Annotated in this window: 13 protein-coding genes and 1 pseudogene; 7 read left to right on the plus strand and 7 right to left on the minus strand. The window is 60.6% G+C overall.

Annotated elements, in window-relative coordinates; all coding sequences use genetic code 11:
- Window positions 1-28: 28 nt before the first annotated feature.
- The 5 genes and pseudogenes from GV035_RS20665 (at window position 29) to GV035_RS20680 (ending at window position 6,010) form a co-directional block, all read left to right on the plus strand.
- Window positions 29-982 carry a glycosyltransferase family 2 protein gene (locus GV035_RS20665; RefSeq protein WP_159836817.1) on the plus strand — a complete coding sequence of 318 codons (954 nt, stop codon included), beginning with the start codon at window positions 29-31 and terminating at the stop codon, window positions 980-982.
- A complete protein-coding gene (locus GV035_RS20670) occupies window positions 975-1,367 on the plus strand; it encodes a GtrA family protein (RefSeq protein ID WP_159836818.1) in 393 nt (130 codons plus the stop codon). Before GV035_RS20665 ends, GV035_RS20670 begins: the two co-directional genes overlap by 8 nt.
- Window positions 1,368-1,438: 71 nt before the next feature.
- Entirely contained in the window at window positions 1,439-3,100 is a 1,662-nt protein-coding gene (locus GV035_RS20675; protein WP_159836819.1) for a hypothetical protein, read from the plus strand.
- Window positions 3,101-3,130: 30 nt separating this feature from the next.
- Window positions 3,131-3,539: pseudogene (locus GV035_RS29540) on the plus strand (transposase); the annotation flags it as partial.
- A gap of 251 nt (window positions 3,540-3,790) precedes the next feature.
- Complete coding sequence (locus GV035_RS20680; RefSeq protein ID WP_159836820.1) at window positions 3,791-6,010, plus strand: hypothetical protein; 2,220 nt, start codon at window positions 3,791-3,793, stop codon at window positions 6,008-6,010.
- A 104-nt stretch (window positions 6,011-6,114) separates the two neighbouring features.
- Here GV035_RS20680 and GV035_RS20685 read toward each other — a convergent pair whose 3' ends face one another.
- Window positions 6,115-7,311, minus strand: a complete 1,197-nt coding sequence (locus GV035_RS20685; RefSeq protein ID WP_159836821.1) for an acyltransferase family protein — start codon at window positions 7,309-7,311, stop codon at window positions 6,115-6,117.
- Between the two features lie 225 nt (window positions 7,312-7,536).
- On the opposite strand from GV035_RS20685, the gene cysC reads away from it, so the two are divergent.
- Together cysC and GV035_RS20695 are read left to right on the plus strand one after the other, a co-directional pair.
- A complete protein-coding gene (cysC, locus tag GV035_RS20690; RefSeq protein ID WP_159838117.1) occupies window positions 7,537-8,127 on the plus strand; it encodes an adenylyl-sulfate kinase in 591 nt (196 codons plus the stop codon).
- A gap of 23 nt (window positions 8,128-8,150) precedes the next feature.
- The gene (locus GV035_RS20695; protein ID WP_159836822.1) at window positions 8,151-8,966 is read left to right on the plus strand and encodes a sulfotransferase family protein; all 816 of its coding nucleotides are present in this window, start codon (window positions 8,151-8,153) and stop codon (window positions 8,964-8,966) included.
- Window positions 8,967-9,018: 52 nt separating this feature from the next.
- Here the strand turns inward: GV035_RS20695 and GV035_RS20700 are convergent, their stop codons facing one another.
- From GV035_RS20700 to GV035_RS20725, 6 genes are all read right to left on the minus strand, one after another.
- Window positions 9,019-10,512, minus strand: coding sequence for a mannose-1-phosphate guanylyltransferase/mannose-6-phosphate isomerase (locus GV035_RS20700; RefSeq protein ID WP_159836823.1), 1,494 nt, complete (start codon window positions 10,510-10,512; stop codon window positions 9,019-9,021).
- A gap of 48 nt (window positions 10,513-10,560) precedes the next feature.
- Entirely contained in the window at window positions 10,561-11,529 is a 969-nt protein-coding gene (locus GV035_RS20705; protein ID WP_201304007.1) for a glycosyltransferase family 2 protein, read from the minus strand.
- A 38-nt stretch (window positions 11,530-11,567) separates the two neighbouring features.
- Window positions 11,568-12,146 carry an acyltransferase gene (locus GV035_RS20710; protein ID WP_159836825.1) on the minus strand — a complete coding sequence of 193 codons (579 nt, stop codon included), beginning with the start codon at window positions 12,144-12,146 and terminating at the stop codon, window positions 11,568-11,570.
- 16 nt (window positions 12,147-12,162) lie between these two features.
- The gene (locus tag GV035_RS20715) at window positions 12,163-13,398 is read right to left on the minus strand and encodes a glycosyltransferase family 4 protein (RefSeq protein WP_159836826.1); all 1,236 of its coding nucleotides are present in this window, start codon (window positions 13,396-13,398) and stop codon (window positions 12,163-12,165) included.
- Between the two features lie 31 nt (window positions 13,399-13,429).
- The gene (locus GV035_RS20720; RefSeq protein ID WP_159836827.1) at window positions 13,430-16,816 is read right to left on the minus strand and encodes a methyltransferase domain-containing protein; all 3,387 of its coding nucleotides are present in this window, start codon (window positions 16,814-16,816) and stop codon (window positions 13,430-13,432) included.
- A 114-nt stretch (window positions 16,817-16,930) separates the two neighbouring features.
- Entirely contained in the window at window positions 16,931-18,298 is a 1,368-nt protein-coding gene (locus GV035_RS20725; RefSeq protein WP_442859598.1) for an ABC transporter ATP-binding protein, read from the minus strand.
- Window positions 18,299-18,712: the final 414 nt, after the last annotated feature.

Consider the following 18,712-nt stretch of genomic DNA (forward strand, 5'->3'; position numbering starts at 1 on the left):
GCAGCCTTGTACTCAACGTCGGGTGTCTATGCTTCAATTAACAAAACCGCTTCGAACCGCTGTCGTCATTCCTTGCTACAACGAGGCCGCTGCGATTGCGTCCGTCGTGAGAGACTTTCAAACAAGTCTGCCGTTCGCGGACATTGTCGTGTTCGACAACAACTCGAGCGATAACACCGCCGTCGTCGCACGGAATGCCGGCGCAAGCGTCATATCCGTCTCGCTGCAGGGAAAAGGCAACGTCGTGCGCAGGATGTTCGCAGACGTCGATGCGGACATTTACGTCATGGTAGACGGCGACGCAACCTACGACGCCTCGGCGGCACCCGCGCTGATCGAGATGCTTCTTCGTAACCGCCTCGACATGGTGGTCGGCTCTCGCCTATCCGACGAGCAAACCGCCTATCGCCTCGGACATCGTTTTGGAAACGTATTGCTGACGCAGTGCGCGGCTGCCATCTTCGGCCGGACATTCAAGGACATGTTGTCGGGCTACCGCGTCTTCTCGCGGCGGTTTGCGAGGACCTTTCCGGCCCACTCCGCCGGCTTCGAGATCGAAACCGAATTGACGGTTCATGCCTTGGGATTGCGCATGCCGGTGGCCGAGATTGTAACGAACTACAAGTCGCGCCCCGAAGGTTCGACGAGCAAGCTCAATACCTTCCGCGACGGGCTTCGGATCCTGCTCATGATCGGCAGGTTGTTCAAATCCGAGAAGCCACTGGCTTTTTTCACGGCCGGCTTCCTCCTCTGCACGCTGATGTCGGTCGGCTTCGCGATTCCGGTGTTCGAAACCTTCGTCAAGACGGGACTCGTGCCGAGAATACCGACCGTCATCCTTAGCAGCGGACTCATGCTGCTGGGCGCCATCCTGCTTATCTGCGGCATAGTGCTCGATACCGTCACGCGGGGCCGCAATGAGATGAAGCACCTCGCTTACCTCTCGCTCCCCCCACTTCCGAGCGAACGCGACGATGACTGATTGGCAGTCCCAGTTCATTCGCTTCGGGGTAGCGGGAGCCATTGGCTTTCTGGTCGATGCTGGCGTCCTGTATGCCGCGTTGTGGCTCGGCGCGGGTCCTCACATCGGGCGCGTCATCTCGTTCTTTTGCGCTGCTATCGTCACCTGGCGCATCAATCGGCGCTTCACCTTCACGACCGACACAGGACGCTCGGCCTGGCGCGAATGGATCGAATATCTGATCGCGATGTCGGCGGGCGGCGTGGTCAACTACCTCGCGTACGCGGTCGCCCTGAGCCTTGTGCATGACGGCGCTTACCGCCCGGCAGCGGCCGTGGCCATCGGCTCGCTTGCAGGCATGTGCGTGAATTTCACGGCAGCCAAGTTCTGGGCGTTCAGACACTGAAGAGAAATACACACATTCCAATGAATACGACGACGGCGAGCGGTCGAACGCGTGCGTTTCGGCGCATCGACATGAACAGTCCGCGCTCGCTCATGCGCGCGTCCTGGATCGTTCCGCTGGTGTTCGGCCTGTTCTCGCTGGCTCACGGCGCAGACGCCAATTGGGACTTGCGCAACTATCATCTGTACAACGCTTTTGCGTTCCTTCATGGAAGGCTGTCGATCGACCTGGCTCCTGCCGGCATGCAGAGCTATTTCAACCCGCTGCTGGACGTGCCTTATTACCTCATGACGATGCATCTGCCCGCGATGCTGGTCGGCTTCATCATGGGCGTTCTGCACGGTCTGAACTTCGTGTTGCTGCTCGGAATCTGCCGCCTCACGCTCGATGATCTGCCCGAGACTGCCAGGTATCGGACGCCTTTCTGGCTTGCTATCGCAGGGTGTCTAACGGCCAACTTCCTGTCTGGGATCGGCAACAGCATGGGCGACGATACGACATCGCTTTTCAGCCTCGGCGCGCTGCTCTTGCTGCTGAAGGTGTGGCCGCGACTGCCGCGAGCCAGCGGCCGTGTCATCGCGACGGTGGCCGTTGCAGGGATCATCTCGGGGGCTGGCGCCGGGCTCAAGCTGACGACGTCCGTGTTCTCTGTCGCGCTGTGCGCCGCAATTCTTGTCGCTCCGGTGTCGTTGTCAAAGCGCATGCTGACCGCGTTTTTGTTCGGCGTGGGCGTCCTGGCCGGGCTCGCCCTCACGGGCGGCTTCTGGTTCGCGGAACTTTGGCATCGGTACGGCAATCCGCTCTATCCGCAGTTCAGCTCCGTTTTTCCGAGTCCGCTGACCTCATCGGTGGCGATCGTGGACACCATCTGGTTTCCGAAGAACGTGTGGGAATCCCTTGTGTGGCCCTTCATCTTATCGTTGGACCCGCGCCGCGTCGGGCAAGCTCGTTTGCATCAGGTGATATGGGCTTTGGCCTACGCTTGCTTCTGGTGGTGGGCAGGCGCGCACGTTGTCCGCCGATTCCGACGCAAAGAAATTCCGCCGCTGCCGGCCCGTGGCCAATACGTCATTGCCTACGTCGCAGTGGGCTACGTCGTCTGGATGAAAGTTTTCAGCATCCAGCGATACCTCGTCTCAATAGAGCTCTGCTTGCCGCTGATGATGTATCTCATGCTTCGCCAGACGAGGACCTACGAACGAGCGAACACGCTCGCCAAGAGAACCTTCATTGCCTGCTCCGTTCTAGTGCTCGCCGGCGGCGCGCATTCGTGGGGGCATGAGCGGTGGGCTGCCAGGATGTTCTCTATCGACCTGCCCTCCCTTACTGCTGCCGAGAAGACGACGGTCATCCTGACCGCAGGCGACCCGCCGCTGGGCTGGCTTGTACCGCTCTTTCCCGGATGGGTCGCCTTTGCCACGATTCGATCTGCTTTTCCACAAGCTCGCCCTGCCTACGACGAACGAATTCACGCTATGGCGCGTTCTCGCGGCGGACCGGTATATGCCATGATTCCCGGCTACCTCGACAAGCGCCAGTACGACGCTGCGCGGAACGCGCGAGAGATCGCCGACTCACGCATTGCGCTCGCACACTATGGTTTCTCGCTTGACGTCGCTTCTTGCAATTTATACAACGCGCGGATTGGGGCGGGTGTGTATCCGTATCAATGGTGTCGGGTCGCAGACGCGACGCTAGTCGACGCGCGTTCGAAGGAGCAACAGAAACGTTAGGTCGCTAAACGACAGGTTCCGTATTGACGGAAGGACCGTAAGCCGTTGGCCACCGCGCTGAAGCCAATTTATCGGGCCGCCAGTGCCGGAGCCGCTGCAGCAGCCCTTCAGGCATTCGCTCAAAGCGAATGGGCAGGGAATTCCCAACGGTTGCGGCGATGTGGATACCCCAATGGACCGAGTCATTCCATTCTTCGCGTACCCGCCGGAGGTGCGAAGAATCATATACACAACCAACGCTACGAGAGCATGCACATGAAGTTGCGCAGATCATCAAGAATCGCGGGCACTATCTCAGCGACGAAGCTTCCAGTAAGTTCCTGCATTTAGGCTTGCGCAACATAAAAAGGGCTGGGCGATGCCGCCTATCATTTGGCGGCAGGCAGTCAATCAGTTCGCCATTCTGTTCGGCGAGCGATTCACCGCCGCCATCAGCTGAGATTTTCCAACCGGCCTCAGCAAACAGATTTCTGACACCTCCAGATGTCCGTAATAAAGAGAGCGCCCCACGATTTCACGAAGGACCGAAGCTTCTCGTGCAGAGCGAGTCGCCGCACACTCCGTTGGCCGTCACGACGGAGGAAGGTCGATGTTACGATCGGGCGTCCTCGACATTCTCGATAAGTCATGCAACTTGTCTCCAGCCCGGCTTCGGCCAGACTACACGATGCCAAATGGCGATGCCTGGCCATGCTGATCCTGGCACCACTCGTCGTCAAGTTGCCCGCGCTGATCGGTGCGCTCGTTGCGGATCCGACGCTCTTGTACGCCCAATTACAGAGCTATCTGCATCCCGGACCGATTAGAGGTTATCCGCCTTATCCGACGATCGACCCAAACATCGGCTACACGAGCCATGCACTCGGCCGGCGCGCGGCACTGGACCTGCTGAGCGGTGATCTGCCCTGGTGGAATCACTTTGAAGGCGTGGGTGCGCCGCTCGCAGGCGAGATGCAGTCAGCGGCGTTTTTTCCATTGACATGGCTGATGGTTCTGCACGACGGGCAGTTGTATCTCCACCTGATTCTGCAAATCATCGCCGGCGTGTCCACCTGGGCACTCCTGCGCCGGCTGACTTTGCCGACAATCGCTGCGCTGGCGGGATCGCTCGCGTTCGAATTCAACGGCAGTTTCGCATGGCTCGCCAATGCCGCAATCAACCCCATCCCGTTCCTTCCACTCACGCTGCTCGGTATCGAGACGCTGCACGATCGCGCGGCCACCCGAACCGGCGGCGGCTGGGCGTCGATCACGATCGGCCTTGCGGCCTCGCTCTACGCAGGATTTCCGGAGGTCGCCTATCTCGACGGACTGCTCGTGCTCGCCTGGACGCTGGTCCGCACCGCCTCGCTGCCGAGGAATGTACGGTTTCATTTCCTGCTGGGCGTCTGCCTTGCAGGAACCATCGCTCTTTGCATAGCGGCGCCAATCCTCGTCGCGTTCTTCGATTACCTGCCGCTCGCGCACACCGGGAGCCACGATGCCGGCGACGGTTTCGCATCGTCGAACATCGGCTGCGAGTTCCTGCTTGCTCTGCTGTCGCCTTATGCCTTCGGCGGAATCTTTCAGGACAAGTCTTTTGCGGCCTTCTGGGGCGTAGTCGGTGGGTACGCCGGCTGCACCCTTGTCGCATTGGCACTTTGCGGCGTCTCTGGCAGCACGCACCGCGGATTGCGTATCGCGCTGGCATTATGGGTCGCAGTTAGTCTCGGCATGAGTTATGGCTTTCCGGGCATGAGCGCCCTCGTCCATATCATTCCGGGGCTGAAGCTCGCCGCATATTTCCGGTATCTGCCGCCGTCCTGGGAGTTCTGCCTCTGCGTTCTCGCTGCATTCGGCCTCGCACATCTGCAGACCGAGACACACGTTGCGCGGTTCAAAGGCGCGACCGTCGCCATCGTGCTCATGTGCGGCTTGACGTTCTGGATGATGATCCGCGCGAACCTTCTTCCCCAAGGACGCTTCGCACAGATTGCATGGCTCGTGACTGCCATCGTGCTGCTGGCAAATGCGGCGTTCGCATGGGGCACGCGCTCGGCACGCGTGCGCTCGCGTGCGCTTGCGTCGTTGCTCGTCGCCGAAGCCGTGATCTATCTGCTCGTGCCCGTGCTCAGCCTTCCGTCGCGCGGCACCGTGGAACTCGGCGGCGTCCGTTTCCTTCAGGCTAACCTCGGGCAGCATCGCTTCACGACGCTCGGACCGGTGCAGCCCAACTACGGCTCGTATTTCGGCATAGCGGAAGTGAATCACAACGACCTGCCTGTTCCGAAAGCCTGGACCGATTACATCGTCAAGCATCTGGATCCCAATGCCTCACCAATTCTTTTCACCGGCGTCTCGCGCGCCGATCCGGCTGGACCGAGCGCAGTCGAAAGTCTGCTGACACATCTCGAAGGCTATCGACGAATCGGGACGCGTTACGTCGTCGCGCCCGCCAACGCGCTCGGGTCGCCGTCCTTCGCACCGTTGCAAGCCTATCTGCAGTCTCCCACCGGACCCCGGCTCAGCCTGGTCTACAGCGACAAAGGCATGCAGTTCCTGGAGATTGCCGACCCGGCGCCCTATCTGAGCGCAGCGGGATGCTCGCTCGTCGTCGAGAGCCGTGATGCACTGGAAGCCGACTGTAGCGCGTCATCGAAGCTGATCCGCCTCGAACTCTTCATGCCGGGCTGGCAAGCATGGATCAATGGAAGCGCCCAGAAAGTCGGTCCGACCGGCGAAATCTTTCAGGAAGTCGCACTGCCGAAAGGGCGATCCACGATCCGCTTCGCTTTCTCGCCGCCCTTCATCGGATGGGCATATGCGTTGTTTGGCGCAGGCTGGGCCGTTTTGATCATCGCTCTGATACCGATACGACGATCGATGACGCGGAAAACTGCAGACGCGAACGCGCGTGTGGAACGCGCGTGACTGCTTATAGAACAAGACGCGGGGTTGCGAGGAACTTGATTTCCTGATCGAGCGCGTTCACCCATGCAACGCGGCGTGAATACGTGGCCGGACTTCTGCCCTCGTCACCTGGAGACAAGCGTTGAAGAAGACTCGGCGAGCGGCCGCCGGCGCCGCCCCAGCGAGTGACCCATGGCGATGAACGGACGCTCGATCAGGGCATAAGTACAAGCCGCGAAAACGCACAGCACGACAGCGCTAAACAACAGGGCAAGCCAATAATGCACAGAGCTTGAAACCGCCCATTGCTTGAACGGCTCGTGCCAGAACAGCAGGGTCATCGGCAAGCCCTGCAGCAGGTAGATTCCGTAGCTGATGTGCCCGAGACGTTCAGCCGAACGCAGCCGGAACAGCCCGAACAAGGACGCGCCGTTGCAGATGCACAAAAACGCGATGCCGATGAGCGCGATCTCGACGATACCGGCGTGCGTCTCTGCAAAGCTAAACAGAATGATCATTGCGGCGAGCGCAACGAGCGACAGCGACCAGTCCGGCATGCGAAGCCGAATGCCCTCATGCAAAAGAGACGCAGTGGTTATGCCGCAAAAGAACGCGGCCGGCAGACACGCGAGTTCGCTTCGCATCGTCAACATCAGAGAGAACGATGCCGCTGTTCCCACGAGGGCAAACGCAATATGCATGCGCGCCCGGACGAACAGGGACAGCACGATCAGTGAGAAATAAAACCACCATTCGTACTTGATGCTCCAGGTCACGCCCATCAGGATGAATACGGTCCACGGAAAAGCGTTGATCGGCGACATTTCGTCGCTCAGACCGAAAGCCAGCCATCGTGCCGATTTGTCGAGAAGCGAGGCCAATGGCTCGTGCAATTCCCAGCCAGTGCGCCAGAACACTATCGCGATCATTAAAAGCACCGCGAAGACATACAACGGTGCGATGCGAAAAAAACGGCCCACATAAAGGCTGCGCCAGTCCGGTCGGCCCCGCGTTTTGAGCAACCGACCCCAAAACAGAAATGCCGTGATCATGAAAAAGAACATGACCGCCACCCCGCCAAGCGGGCGATAGAACAATTTCTCCGGTGCAGCCCACTTTCCGTCGACGACATAGCTGTAGTTGATGATGCCGTGATACAGCATGACCGACAGCGCCAGGAACCCGCGCAGACCGTCGATAGTCGCTACACGGCGCCCCGCTGTTTCAGTCGCGTCGACGAATTTGAAGATCGGCAATGAAAAGAACAGGCACAACGCGGCAAGAACCAGGAAATAAGGCAGGAGACTATATAAGGACATCATTCTCGCTCGTCGGGGGCGCAAATCTTTGCAACTATCGTGCTTGGCAGCGGAAACCGAATTTGACTTTTACTATTACTGGCTTCGGTGCCCGCAAGCGTCTGGCCCGCTCACGGCCTGACCGAGTAAGCCCTGTATGAGCGACGGCAAAGTTGATTTGTTGGGAAGATAACACAACTGGTATCCTTCCTGCTGCATGTGAATCAAGTCCATTTGCACATCCGCATCATGCATGACCTGCCCATTAAAGAACATCGGAACCGCTACGGTCATCCTGGCGCCATTATCTGGCTTACAGGACTTTCCGGAGCCGGAAAATCGACCCTCTCGCACAATCTTGAAAGGCGGCTTTTCGAGCGAGGTTATTTCGTCACCGCGTTAGACGGCGACGAATTGCGAGAAGATCTGAACGCGGATCTCGGCTTCTCCGCCAGCGATCGCACCGAAAACGTGCGACGGGTGGCGGCTGTCGCGCGCTTCATGGCCAATCGTGGTGCGCTCGTCATCGTGTCGCTCATCTCGCCCTTCGAGGAGGATCGGCAACGCGCTCGCGCGGCCTCCCACGTTCCGTTTCGCCTAGTTCACGTGGATGCGAGCCTCGATGTGTGTCAGCGCCGCGACCCCAAAGGATTCTACGCACGGGTTGCGAAAGGCGGCATCCAGCAGTTCACCGGCGTCACTTCGCCGTACGAGCCGCCGCTTTCTCCCGATCTCCTTCTCAATACCGGTGAGTTGTCGATTGCCGCGTGCATCGACCGTCTCGTTCGCCTGGTAGAAGAAGCAGCACCTCTTGAGCACCGTACCCCTCAAGAACATTAAGGTTTCAACTCGAGATTCAAACGATGTTCATACTCTTCGGTTCCCCGCGTTCCGGCACGACGCTCTTCAAGGAGAGCCTCAATCTGCATCCTCAAGTGCTGATTCCGTTCCAGACCACGTTCATCAGCCCGGTCGCACATCTCATGGGCTCGATTAGAGACTGGAGCAAGGCACGGCCGCTCGTCGAGCAACTGATCGTTTCCACCGACGACTACGCCTCGACCCTCGAGCCGCACATAAGCAGAGCCGACGTGCACGATGCGCTCGACCACGCGGCGCCGACGGTGGCTGGCGTCCTCAAGGCGATATACGGGAAAATTGCCGCGAACACTGGCAAGGCAATCGCGGGCGACAAGACGCCGGATGATCTGCTCTCCATCCGAAAGCTGGAAGAAGTTGGCGTGCTCGCGAGCGACATCAAGTTCCTGCATATCGTTCGCGATGTGCGCGGAGTGTTGTCGTCATTGCGGAACGTCTCATGGGCTCCGGCTGGAATCGAGGAATACTTTCCGCGCCTCTGGAACTACACCAATCTGCATTTGTTCCGCGCAATGCAGGGGCAACCGAACTATTTGATGGTGCGCTACGAAGACCTGGTGGCGAATCCTCGGGACACGCTTCAGAAAAGTTCGGCGCTGCTCGGATTGCCGTTCGACGAAGCCATGCTGGACCATGCCGCACGCGCGCCCGTGCTTCGCCACGACCAGAGCCACCTGAACTTGTCGCAGCCGTTCCAGTCGGAGCGAGCCACCTCGTGGACGAAGTCGCTCGACGCCGACACTCAAAAGCATTGTCACGACACTGCCGGCGAAGCGCTGCACGCATTCGGCTACGCTTGACGGCTGGGCCGAAGCGCCACGTCGCAAGCACCGCGCTCGCGACGTTGGCGCGTCAATTCCGCCCGTATGTGTCCTCGTACCGAACGATGTCATCCTCGCCCAGGTAGCTACCCGACTGGACCTCGATCATCGCGAGCGGGATCTTGCCCGGATTCTTGAGGCGATGTTTCTGGCCGAGCGGAATGTAGGTGGACTGATTCTCGGAGAGCAGCACGGTTTCATCGCCGCGCGTGACGAGCGCCGTGCCGCTGACCACGATCCAGTGTTCCGCGCGGTGATGATGCATCTGCAAGGACAGTTCCGCACCGGGATTGACGACGATGCGCTTGACCTGAAAGCGCGGATCGCAATCGATCGAGTCGTACCATCCCCAGGGACGATAGACCTTTCGGTGGTGTACCGCCTCCGAACTGGCGCCCGACTCGAGCCGTGCAACGACGCGTTTCACGTTTTGCACCTCGGAGGTCTTGGCAACGAGGATCGCATCCGGCGTTTCGACGACGATCAAGTCTTCGGTACCCACACAGGCTATGAGCCGTCCCTCCGAGTGAGCGAACGTATTGCTCGCCCCTTCGAATATCACGCGGCCCCGTGCGACGTTGCCCGCATCGTCCTTGGGCGTCAGATCCCAGATCGCATCCCACGAACCGACATCCGACCAGCCCGCAGTCAACGGCACGACGACGCCCCGCGCCGGCGAACCCGGCCTGTTCAGATGCTCCATGACCGCGAAGTCGATGGAATCGGACGGGCTCGCAGCGAAAGCCTCGGTTTCCAGACGCACGAAGTCCCGGTCTGCGCTTGCGTGTTCCACAGCCCTGGATACTGCGGTCCCGATGTCCGGGCAGAAGTGCTCGACGAGCCGAAGCCATACCGACGCGCAAAGAACGAAGATGCCGCTGTTCCACAGATAATCGCCGGACGCGACGTAGCGCTCGGCGACTTCACGATTCGGCTTCTCGACGAACGCTTCGAGCCCCAAGGCGCCGCGTTCGCCGGCCGGGCCGGATGCCTTGATGTAACCGTATCCCGTGTCCGGACGCGTGGCCGTGATGCCCATCGTCACCACGTGACCGTCAGCCGCTTCGTCGGCGGCCACTGATACGGCGCGGGTGAACGCCGACAGTTCGGTAATGGCGTGATCGGCCGGCATGACCAGCATGATTGCATCGCCGCCATTTTGCGTGAGCAGCCGTGCAGCCGCCGTCAGTGCGGGCGCCGTGTTTTTGCCGACGGGTTCGAGCACGATCCGGCTCTGGCGGCCGACCTGCCGCAACTGTTCCGCTGTCGTGAAGCGATGGTCTTCCCCACATACGACCATCACTTCCGCCGCCACGCGCCGCGCGCCTTGAAGACCGTCGAGACGTCGCGCCGTTGCCTGCAGCAGCGAGTCGTCGCCCAGCAGGTTGATCAACTGCTTCGGAAAGTGCTTGCGCGAAAGAGGCCAGAGCCGCGTGCCGGAGCCGCCGGCCAGAATCACCGCCTGCAAAGGCACTTCATGCCGCTCGTCTGCCCTGTTGAAACTGGAAGTTGTGATCTGTGTCATCGCTGTTTATGTGTGGATCGGCGCCGACGTCCTGGCGCCGACCATAAATCAAGCCGTGACCGCTGCGCGAAACGCCGACGCGTTGCGCGGGTCCGACGCGTAATCATAGAAAGCGGCGCGGGTCGCGAAGGCCGGCAGGACGGTCTGAAAGAAAACCAGCAACTCGGTGAACTGCTTGTTGCGCAGAAACTGCACGAACGCGTTCAGATCCTGCTCGTCGAGTCCCGCCGAGAACAGCCGCGGCCCGGACTGGAAAAGGCCCTGAGCGATAACGGCCGCGATCTCGACACGTACCTTGCTGATGTCTTCCTTGATGGTGTTCCGCTCGTGCACGCGATACACGATGTGCTCGTGGTCGAGATCCAGATGCACGGAATCGTGTGCGAACGCGTACATGAGGAAATCGAGGTCGTGACAGTAACGCAAGGGCTGGAAGCCGCCGGCCGCTTCCCATAGCTTGCGCGAGAACGCCATGTTGGACGTGGTCGCGACGAAGTTCTCGTTCATCAACGCAAGTTGCGGCAGCCCCGTGCCGACAAGGAACTGACGCGCGCGGCCGAGCCAGTCGATCGCCACGCCGGCTTGCTGGCGAACGCTGTCATCGTCCATGATGCCGACGGCGCCCGATATAAGTCCGACGCCAGGTCGTTCGCTCAAAACAGCGCGGCAGTACGCAAGCTTCTCCGGCGAAAAAACGTCATCCGAATTGAGCACCGCCACATACTCGCTTCGGCTAATGCCGATTGCACGATTCAACGTGTTGTGAGCGCCCGCGTTCTCCTGCTTGTAGATGCGCGCATGGCTGACCTTGGCCAGGGCGCGCTCCGCGAGTTCGAAGCCGTTATCCGACGAACCGTCATCGATCAGGATAATTTCATCGGCGGGCGACGTCTGCGTCAAGACGCTTTCCAGCGCGGACTCGATGTAGCGCGCATGATTGTAGAGCGGCACGACTACCGAGATGCTCGGTCCGGTGAGCGCACCGGTCACTTCCTTGCGAGATTTGAAGATAGGCATGATGTGGCTGCGAAGACGGTCGGGCGATGATCGGCCCGTCATTGAATGTCGGTGTCGAAGAAAGGAAAGTACCGCGATTTATAGTGCAAGTCTCGCGACCGCTCCTTGATGAAGCGAGCCGGATTCCCGCCCACGATCGTGTAAGGTTCGACGTCGCGCGTCACCACCGCACCCGCGCCCACCACCGCGCCCTCGCCGATGCGCACGCCAGGACAGATGATCGCGCGTGCACCGATCCACGCGTGATCCTCGATCACGACAGGCTTGCACAGGCAGACGAAGTCCGGATTCTGCGGATCGTGCGTGAGCGTCTGAATCAGCGTGTAATGCGAGATGTTCACATTGTTGCCGATGGTGAGAGGCACGCGTCCGTCGAGATAGGTGTAGCGGTTGATGACCGTATTGTCGCCAATCGAGATGTGATAGCCGGTTACGAAACACCCCATCGCCATGCTCGAATCGCGGCCCATCCGCACCTGACAGAAACGGCGCAGAAACCAATGGCGGGGGCCGTAAGGCATCCAGTTCATGAACAGGTGATTGCCGAGATAAAAGCACACGGCAGGCTTGAAACGCCAACGTATGAATCGATAAAAAGTCTTCAGAGCGCCGAGCATGATCCAGTCCGCCTGTTCAGTGAGCCTTGCGCCGTTCGCGCACCACGTTCTCGATGATCTGCTCGTACCGCTTCACGATGGCGGAAAAATCGAAGCGTTCGTAAATCTTTGCCCGGCCGGCTCGCCCCTTCTCGCGCCACTTTTCACGGTTCGACGCCATTTCGTCCATCGCCTGTGCGAGAACCGGTGCAATCTCATAGCTGTGCGGCTTGTACGCGAGTTCGTCGAGCAATGCCGAATTGAGTCTGGGCGTGTCACCGTACTCGTTGCGAATCAGCATGCCGATGTCGCTGTCTTCGATTACCTCTGCCGAGGCGCCCGTGTCGGTCAGGATCATGGGCTTCTGATAGAACATGGCCTCGTTCATGGCAATGCTCCAGCCTTCGATGAACGACGGCAGCAGGAAGGCGTCGGCAATGCGGTGCACGTCCTCGACGTCGGGGAAATAGCCCGGCATCAGAATGTGACCATCGAGTCCGTGCTCGCTGAGGTAGCGCCTGAGTTCCTCGACGTGCGGCGGATACACGACATTCCCGACACACAGAATCTTCACGTCGCGGCGGCGCTGGAGCAGATGCTTCATCGCATCCGCCATGATGTAGTGACCTTTGTGAAGGTTATACGAAGCGATATTGGCGAATACGTAATCCGACTCCGACAATCCGAGCGCTTCGCGCGTGAGTTTGACCGGCTTCTTTTCGCGCGCCTCGTGCTCCGAGATGATCAGTCCGTTCGGCACGGTGATGACCTTGCTCGCCGTCACGCCAAGATTCTCGACCGCGTAGCGCGTGGCATTGCGCGAAACGGAAATATAGCAATCGACGTAGCGGTCGTTTTCCGCGAAGGCGCGCGCCTGTTCCTGTGAAAAGAATGCGTAGACGTTGTGAATGAAAGTGATGTTGAGAATCCCGCGCTCCGCGAAGAGCGGATAGCCCGTGTTCGAGAAGTGCGACATCGACACATCGATGTCGAATTGCTTCAGCGTTTTGCGATAGGCGCCGAGCACGTCGCCCGCGGGCAATCCAATGACGCGTAGCCCTGCAGCCTGCGCGACGCTACCCAGATGGCCGACTTTTCCCGGCGTGACGATGGTCACGTCGAAGCGCGCGCGATCGAACGCGAGGGCCGAATCGAGAACGACCTTTTCGAGGCCGCCCTTATCGAAGGAGGCGAGTTCGATCAGGACATTGAGCTTGTCCTTCGGCGCGCTGGCCGAAGTCTTGCGAAAAAAAGATAAGAGGGATTGAAGCATGTCCGGTTCTAGTCAGTGTGTCGCCGGGATATCAGGCGAGCACGTTGAATGCGTTGGCGCGCAGCTTGTGCGAAGTTCCGCTCGACCCGATGGACCCGAGCAGCGAGGCCATCTTCGCGGCAACGCTTTCCACCGAGTATTCGGCCATCGCCGCCGCGAAGCCCGCATCGGCCAGGCGGTTCCACAGCGCCTCGTCTTCATGCAGGCGAATGATCGCATTCGCGATTTCTTCCGCGCCGTCGCCTTCGAGCACATGTTCCTCGTTCACGAGACCCATGCCCTCGCTCGCGACGCGACTCAGCACGCAAGGCAATCCGTGCAGCAGACTCGACACGACCTTGCCCTTGATGCCCGCGCCGAAACGAAGCGGCGCGACCGACAGGCGTGCCCGCTCGAGCACGCCATCGAGGTTCTCGACAAAGCCGACGATCGTCACGCCTCTCGCAGGATCGTGAAGTGCCTGAACTTCGGGCGTCACATTGCTGCCGACGATGTCGAGCTTAGCGTGCGGAAGGCGTGCGATGACCTTCGGCCAGATGTCGTTGACGAGGAACGTGACCGCGTCGACGTTCGGCCTATGCGCAAAACCGCCGACGAAGATCACGCCGGAACGGTCGGAGAAGGTCTTCGCCGAACGCGTCGGCAGGCGCGGGATGGGAATCCGATGCACGTTCGCCGCAGGCAGTGTGCGCTTGACGATGTCGTATTCGAGACGGCTCACCACGATGGTCGCGTCCGACTTGCTGATCGCGCTGATCTCTTCCCTACGCAGCGACAAGGCCAAATCGAGCGCCTCCGCGGACCGCTCGTGGATGGCCGCCCGCTCCTCGCGCAGATAGTGCAGGTCAACGGTCCCGAAAACGACCTTGACGTGCGGCACGCCCATCTTGAGGGGCTCGATGACATGGCGCGCGACGATGACGCGCTGAGCCAGCACCACGTCGGCCTGCGCGGCCTCGGACATGACCAGGCGATTGAGCGACTCCAGGCCGCGGGCATATTGCACGCGCACGCCCCATCGCCGCAGCGCATCCGAATAGGATTCGACCGGCTTATCTTCGAACGCAGCGATGAAACTGACTTCGAAACCGAACTCCTGGAAGATGCGCATGTACCAGAACACGTCTGCAGAGCCGGAGTCCTGGTCGGGCTTCGGAACGAACGCATCGATCAGCACGACCTTTGGACGCTTGGCCAGCGTGAGCGGGCCGCCGTTCGCGCCCGCCGACACGAAAGTCGTCTCGAAGCGCTCGCGCAGCGCCCAGCGCTGGTAAGCGTCGTTCCACTTCTCGTCGGCATTCGGCTCGCGTTCCACCGTCTGCTCCAGGCTGACGAAGCGCGCAAAAGGATGGCAGTAGATGTGCTCGCCCAGTTCGGCAATGCGCAGCGCAATGCCGGCCAGGCCGGCGCCAAACGGCGTTTCCGCTCCGAAATCCGCCGCGATCTGCTGCCATGTACGCGTTCTTATCGCGACAAAGCCGGGGCCTGCGGAGGACACGCGCGTGACGGCGTTCACGAGCGGACTCTCCGCCGTCAGTCCGACGCCGTTGGGCTTCAAACGTCCGTCCGCCTCGATGGCGGCGCCCGCGCTGCGCACGACGCCTTGCTCGTCGATGACCAGCGCCGCGAACGCGGCTGCGTCGTCGAAGCGCGCGAAGCCCTGGACGAGAGCCTCGAGCCAGCCGGCTTGCGCAATCAGCAAGTCCGACAGCAGAACCACGTAGTCGCCCTCGGGGGCGCCGAGAGCATCGCGCAACACATCGAGCGAGGCTACGGTCCGCGCATCGCCGAGAACATCCATGTTGAATTGCTTGGCGGCAGCGGACGCCTGCGCGCCGACGACCACCACTCGCACCGGGACTTCGTCGGCGTGCTCGCTCAATGCGGCAAGGCATTGACGCAGGGCACGCTCATCGCCCGAATGGAGGATGACGACGGTCGCACGCGGATTGTGATGGGCAACGAACGGCCGCACCGTCGCCAGCGCTCGCGTCTGCGCGGTCGCGACCGGCGCTGTCGTGACGACGGGCGCCGCGGCGGGCGCTGCGGAAGCTTCCACCGGAGCGGCGGACGCAGCGGGGACCGGAGGCGCGGGTTGATGAGCCGCCGGCGAGGGGGTTGCGGCGACGCCGCGACGCATGCCGCGCAGCTTTCTGACAGCGAACCGCAGCGGCTTCGTGATCCACCAGGACGTCGACCCGTAGATCGCGGCGATCTGAGTTTTCAGTGCCTCATTCTCGCCCCGCAGCACGGCTTCGATCTGAATGTAAGCGCGGCTTTGTCGCACGCCATCCTGGACCTGATCGAGGACCGAATGCGATTGCCTGACCTGCTCGCCAATGCCTTTGAGCAGACTGATCACGTTCGTTTGGTCGCTCAGGCGATGATTCAGCTCCTTGGCGACCGCCAGTTGATCGTTGAGCCGGCTGCACTCCTGATTGAGCCGGACGATCTCCTCGTTGAGCCGGACGGTTTCCACGGTCAGCGAGCCCACCTTTGCGTCGCGCTCGAGCACCGCTTCGGTCAGCCGGACGGTCTCGGCGGTCAGTGTGCCGATTTCCTCACCCCGGCCTAGCGTTTCGGTGGTAAGCCGCGTGATTTCGGTAAGCTGCGCGCCGATTTGCTGATTGCGGGCGTCGTCATAACGGGCGAACGACAGCGCGCCTTCCAGCACGTCGTCGTCCGGCTCGGGAAGCGGACCATCGGATGCGAGCGCCACGAAATAGACCGGATCGACGATGCCTGCCGTTGCCCGGTATTCGTTGGGCGCGACTTCCGACCAGTAGGTGACCTGCTTCGCGCCCTCACGGCCTTCGCGAAACAGCAAGGATCCCGCCGTCGGTTTCTGCTCGTAGAGCACGAAGTTCTTGAAGCCGCTCTTCAGCCACGCAATGAACTCTCCACGATCCAGTTCGCGCACGTGGAACTCGTTGGGCGGTGCGCCCGGCGGCGAATACACCGGACGGTTGGGCGTGGAGATTATCATCAGACCATCGGGCCGCAGCACTCGCCGCGCCTCGGTCATGAATGCTTCGTGCTCCGTGAAATGCTCAAGCGTCTCAAAGGAGTTGAGAACGTCCACGGAGGCATCCGGTAGAGGAATCGCCGTCGCACTGCCATGCAGGAAACGCAGATTGGTTTGCTCCGCGTAACGCGCGCGCGCTTTGTTCACCGCCTGCTCGTCGATGTCCACGCCGATAACCTGCTTCGCGGATTGCGCCAGCACCGCCGAGCCGTATCCCTCGCCGGAGGCGATGTCGAGCACTTCCTTGCCCTGGCAAAGCGTGGTCGAGAAGAGGTAACGATGAAAGTGTTCGTACTGGATAGGACCGCCGACTCCCGGAAGATAGCGCTCCCCAGTGAACTCGTGGCCGCCTTCTGCGCCTTTGAATTTGAACGTTCGGCTAGTGCTTTTCATATTGGATTTCCTACCGGCGACCGTCTGTGCAATCTGACCGGACAACGATGTCGTTGAAATATTCTGCCCTGCGCTGCAATCGCGCCGGGATACATGCTTTCTTTCGTCGTGGCATCACGCCTTGGCGACTTCGACCTGCGTCATTGCCACACCGATCAGTTCGTGCCGGACACGCGAGGCATGAACCCTGAGCGGCACGGCGTCGTGAATCCAATGCAACTGGACATGACTATATTGAGTGCCCTCCGCCACAGCCACGTTGATCGTGAAATCTCCAATCGGCAGCACCGGCATGACGAACGAAAATTCCGCGCGCAGTACATCATTCTGCTCGCACCGCACAGGATTGTCGGCAAACGTTCCGAACGTGTTCGCGCCAAACAGGTCCTGGCCGCGGTCGTTCTTGATATAGAAACCTATTATGGGCGAAGCAAGCGCTTCCCCGATCGCCACCGACACCTGCAATATCACGGACTCGCCGCCCACCACCCAGTCCAGCCGACGCCGCGCGGAATCGAGGATGGCTACGTCGGCGATTCGCGCGCCGCCCGAACCAAAAGACTGCGAATCCGGGTTGAACGGCAGGATTTCGATGTCGTTGCGCAAGGACGAGCCGTTGATCAGATCGCGGCGCACGTCACGGCTGGCGCCGCGACGAGGCGCGAGACCGGACGTGCTTCCACCGCTCGCCGGCGTGCCCGCGCTGTAGTAGGCCTCGAGATAGGCGGTGCACACGTCGTCGGGATCGCCCTGCGCAACCACTTTGCCGTGATCCAGCCAGATGGCCTTGGAGCACAGCTTGCGAATGGACGACGTGTCGTGACTCACGAACAAGATGGTCCCGCGCTTCTTGAACTCATGAAGAAAGCGGAAACACTTCTGGTTGAAGAAGGCGTCGCCGACGGCGAGGGCCTCGTCGATCACAAGGATGTCCGCGTCGACGTGAGCGATGACCGCGAACGCAAGACGGACGAACATTCCGCTCGAATACGTCTTGACCGGCTGGTCGATGAACTTGCCGATTTCCGCGAATTCGACAATGCTGTCGTAGCGTTCGTCGATCTGTTGACGCGAGAGTCCGTACAGCTGCGCATTGAGATAGACGTTCTCGCGCCCGGTGAATTGCACGTCGAAGCCGGAACCCAGCTCGAGCAGCGCGGCAACCTTCCCCTGGACCGAGATGGAGCCCGAAGTCGGCGCAAGCGTTCCGCAGACGATCTGAAGCAAGGTGCTTTTGCCCGAGCCATTACGCCCGATGATTCCGACTGTCTCCCCGACGGCGACGGAGAAAGTCACGTCGGACAAGGCGGAAAAGGTCGTGGGATCAGCGTTGGCAGCGTTGTCGCCTGCGGCGGATGCGCGCGCGGCGAAGCGCCTCGCGACGCCCCGAATGCTGCGCTTGAGCCGATCCGATGGTCGAGCGTAGGACTCGTATGCCTTGCTAATGCGGTGCGCCTCGATTGCCGTGCCACCAGAACTCAACAGTTGTCCTTCCAACCCGCCTCCATGCGAAGACTGAGACGGCCAAACAGGAGCGTCGTGCGTGCCCACAGCTGACCAGCGCCTGAAATCAAAACGGATAATATTACAGCATTCCCCGTGCGAAAAAACGACAGCGCCCCAGTACCCGCGCCGGCCCGTCTCTGCCGAAAATCCGCGCCGCCCGCCGTGGGATTGCGCCGCGACGAATTCGCCCGCGCACGACTATTGCGATTCTTACACTTCGACACAGCCTCCGCGATATTACTGGCGGCGTCGCCAATAATGCGTGTGAGATAATTCTGCGTTTATCGCCACCCGGGCCGGCCGGCGCCAGTCTGCCGCTGCAAGAAATTCCAGACCCTGGCTCCGCGCAAGCTCGACAGCGCGCTTTGGGCGAATCAAGCGCCCGGCCTT

The sequence above is a fragment of the Burkholderia sp. 8Y genome (genome assembly GCF_902506145.1).
Lineage (GTDB): Bacteria > Pseudomonadota > Gammaproteobacteria > Burkholderiales > Burkholderiaceae > Caballeronia.

Excerpts from the sequence above, each read along its gene's own strand:
- GV035_RS20700 (WP_159836823.1), bottom strand. The coding sequence starts at position 10,512 with ATGACACAGATCACAACTTCCAGTTTCAACAGGGCAGACGAGCGGCAT.
- GV035_RS20670 (WP_159836818.1), top strand. The coding sequence starts at position 975 with ATGACTGATTGGCAGTCCCAGTTCATTCGCTTCGGGGTAGCGGGAGCC.
- GV035_RS20720 (WP_159836827.1), bottom strand. The coding sequence starts at position 16,816 with ATGAAAAGCACTAGCCGAACGTTCAAATTCAAAGGCGCAGAAGGCGGC.
- GV035_RS20695 (WP_159836822.1), top strand. The coding sequence starts at position 8,151 with ATGTTCATACTCTTCGGTTCCCCGCGTTCCGGCACGACGCTCTTCAAG.
- GV035_RS20685 (WP_159836821.1), bottom strand. The coding sequence starts at position 7,311 with ATGATGTCCTTATATAGTCTCCTGCCTTATTTCCTGGTTCTTGCCGCG.
- GV035_RS20680 (WP_159836820.1), top strand. The coding sequence starts at position 3,791 with ATGCTGATCCTGGCACCACTCGTCGTCAAGTTGCCCGCGCTGATCGGT.
- GV035_RS20715 (WP_159836826.1), bottom strand. The coding sequence starts at position 13,398 with ATGCTTCAATCCCTCTTATCTTTTTTTCGCAAGACTTCGGCCAGCGCG.
- GV035_RS20675 (WP_159836819.1), top strand. The coding sequence starts at position 1,439 with ATGAACAGTCCGCGCTCGCTCATGCGCGCGTCCTGGATCGTTCCGCTG.
- GV035_RS20665 (WP_159836817.1), top strand. The coding sequence starts at position 29 with ATGCTTCAATTAACAAAACCGCTTCGAACCGCTGTCGTCATTCCTTGC.
- cysC (WP_159838117.1), top strand. The coding sequence starts at position 7,537 with ATGCATGACCTGCCCATTAAAGAACATCGGAACCGCTACGGTCATCCT.
- GV035_RS20710 (WP_159836825.1), bottom strand. The coding sequence starts at position 12,146 with ATGCTCGGCGCTCTGAAGACTTTTTATCGATTCATACGTTGGCGTTTC.
- GV035_RS20705 (WP_201304007.1), bottom strand. The coding sequence starts at position 11,529 with ATGCCTATCTTCAAATCTCGCAAGGAAGTGACCGGTGCGCTCACCGGA.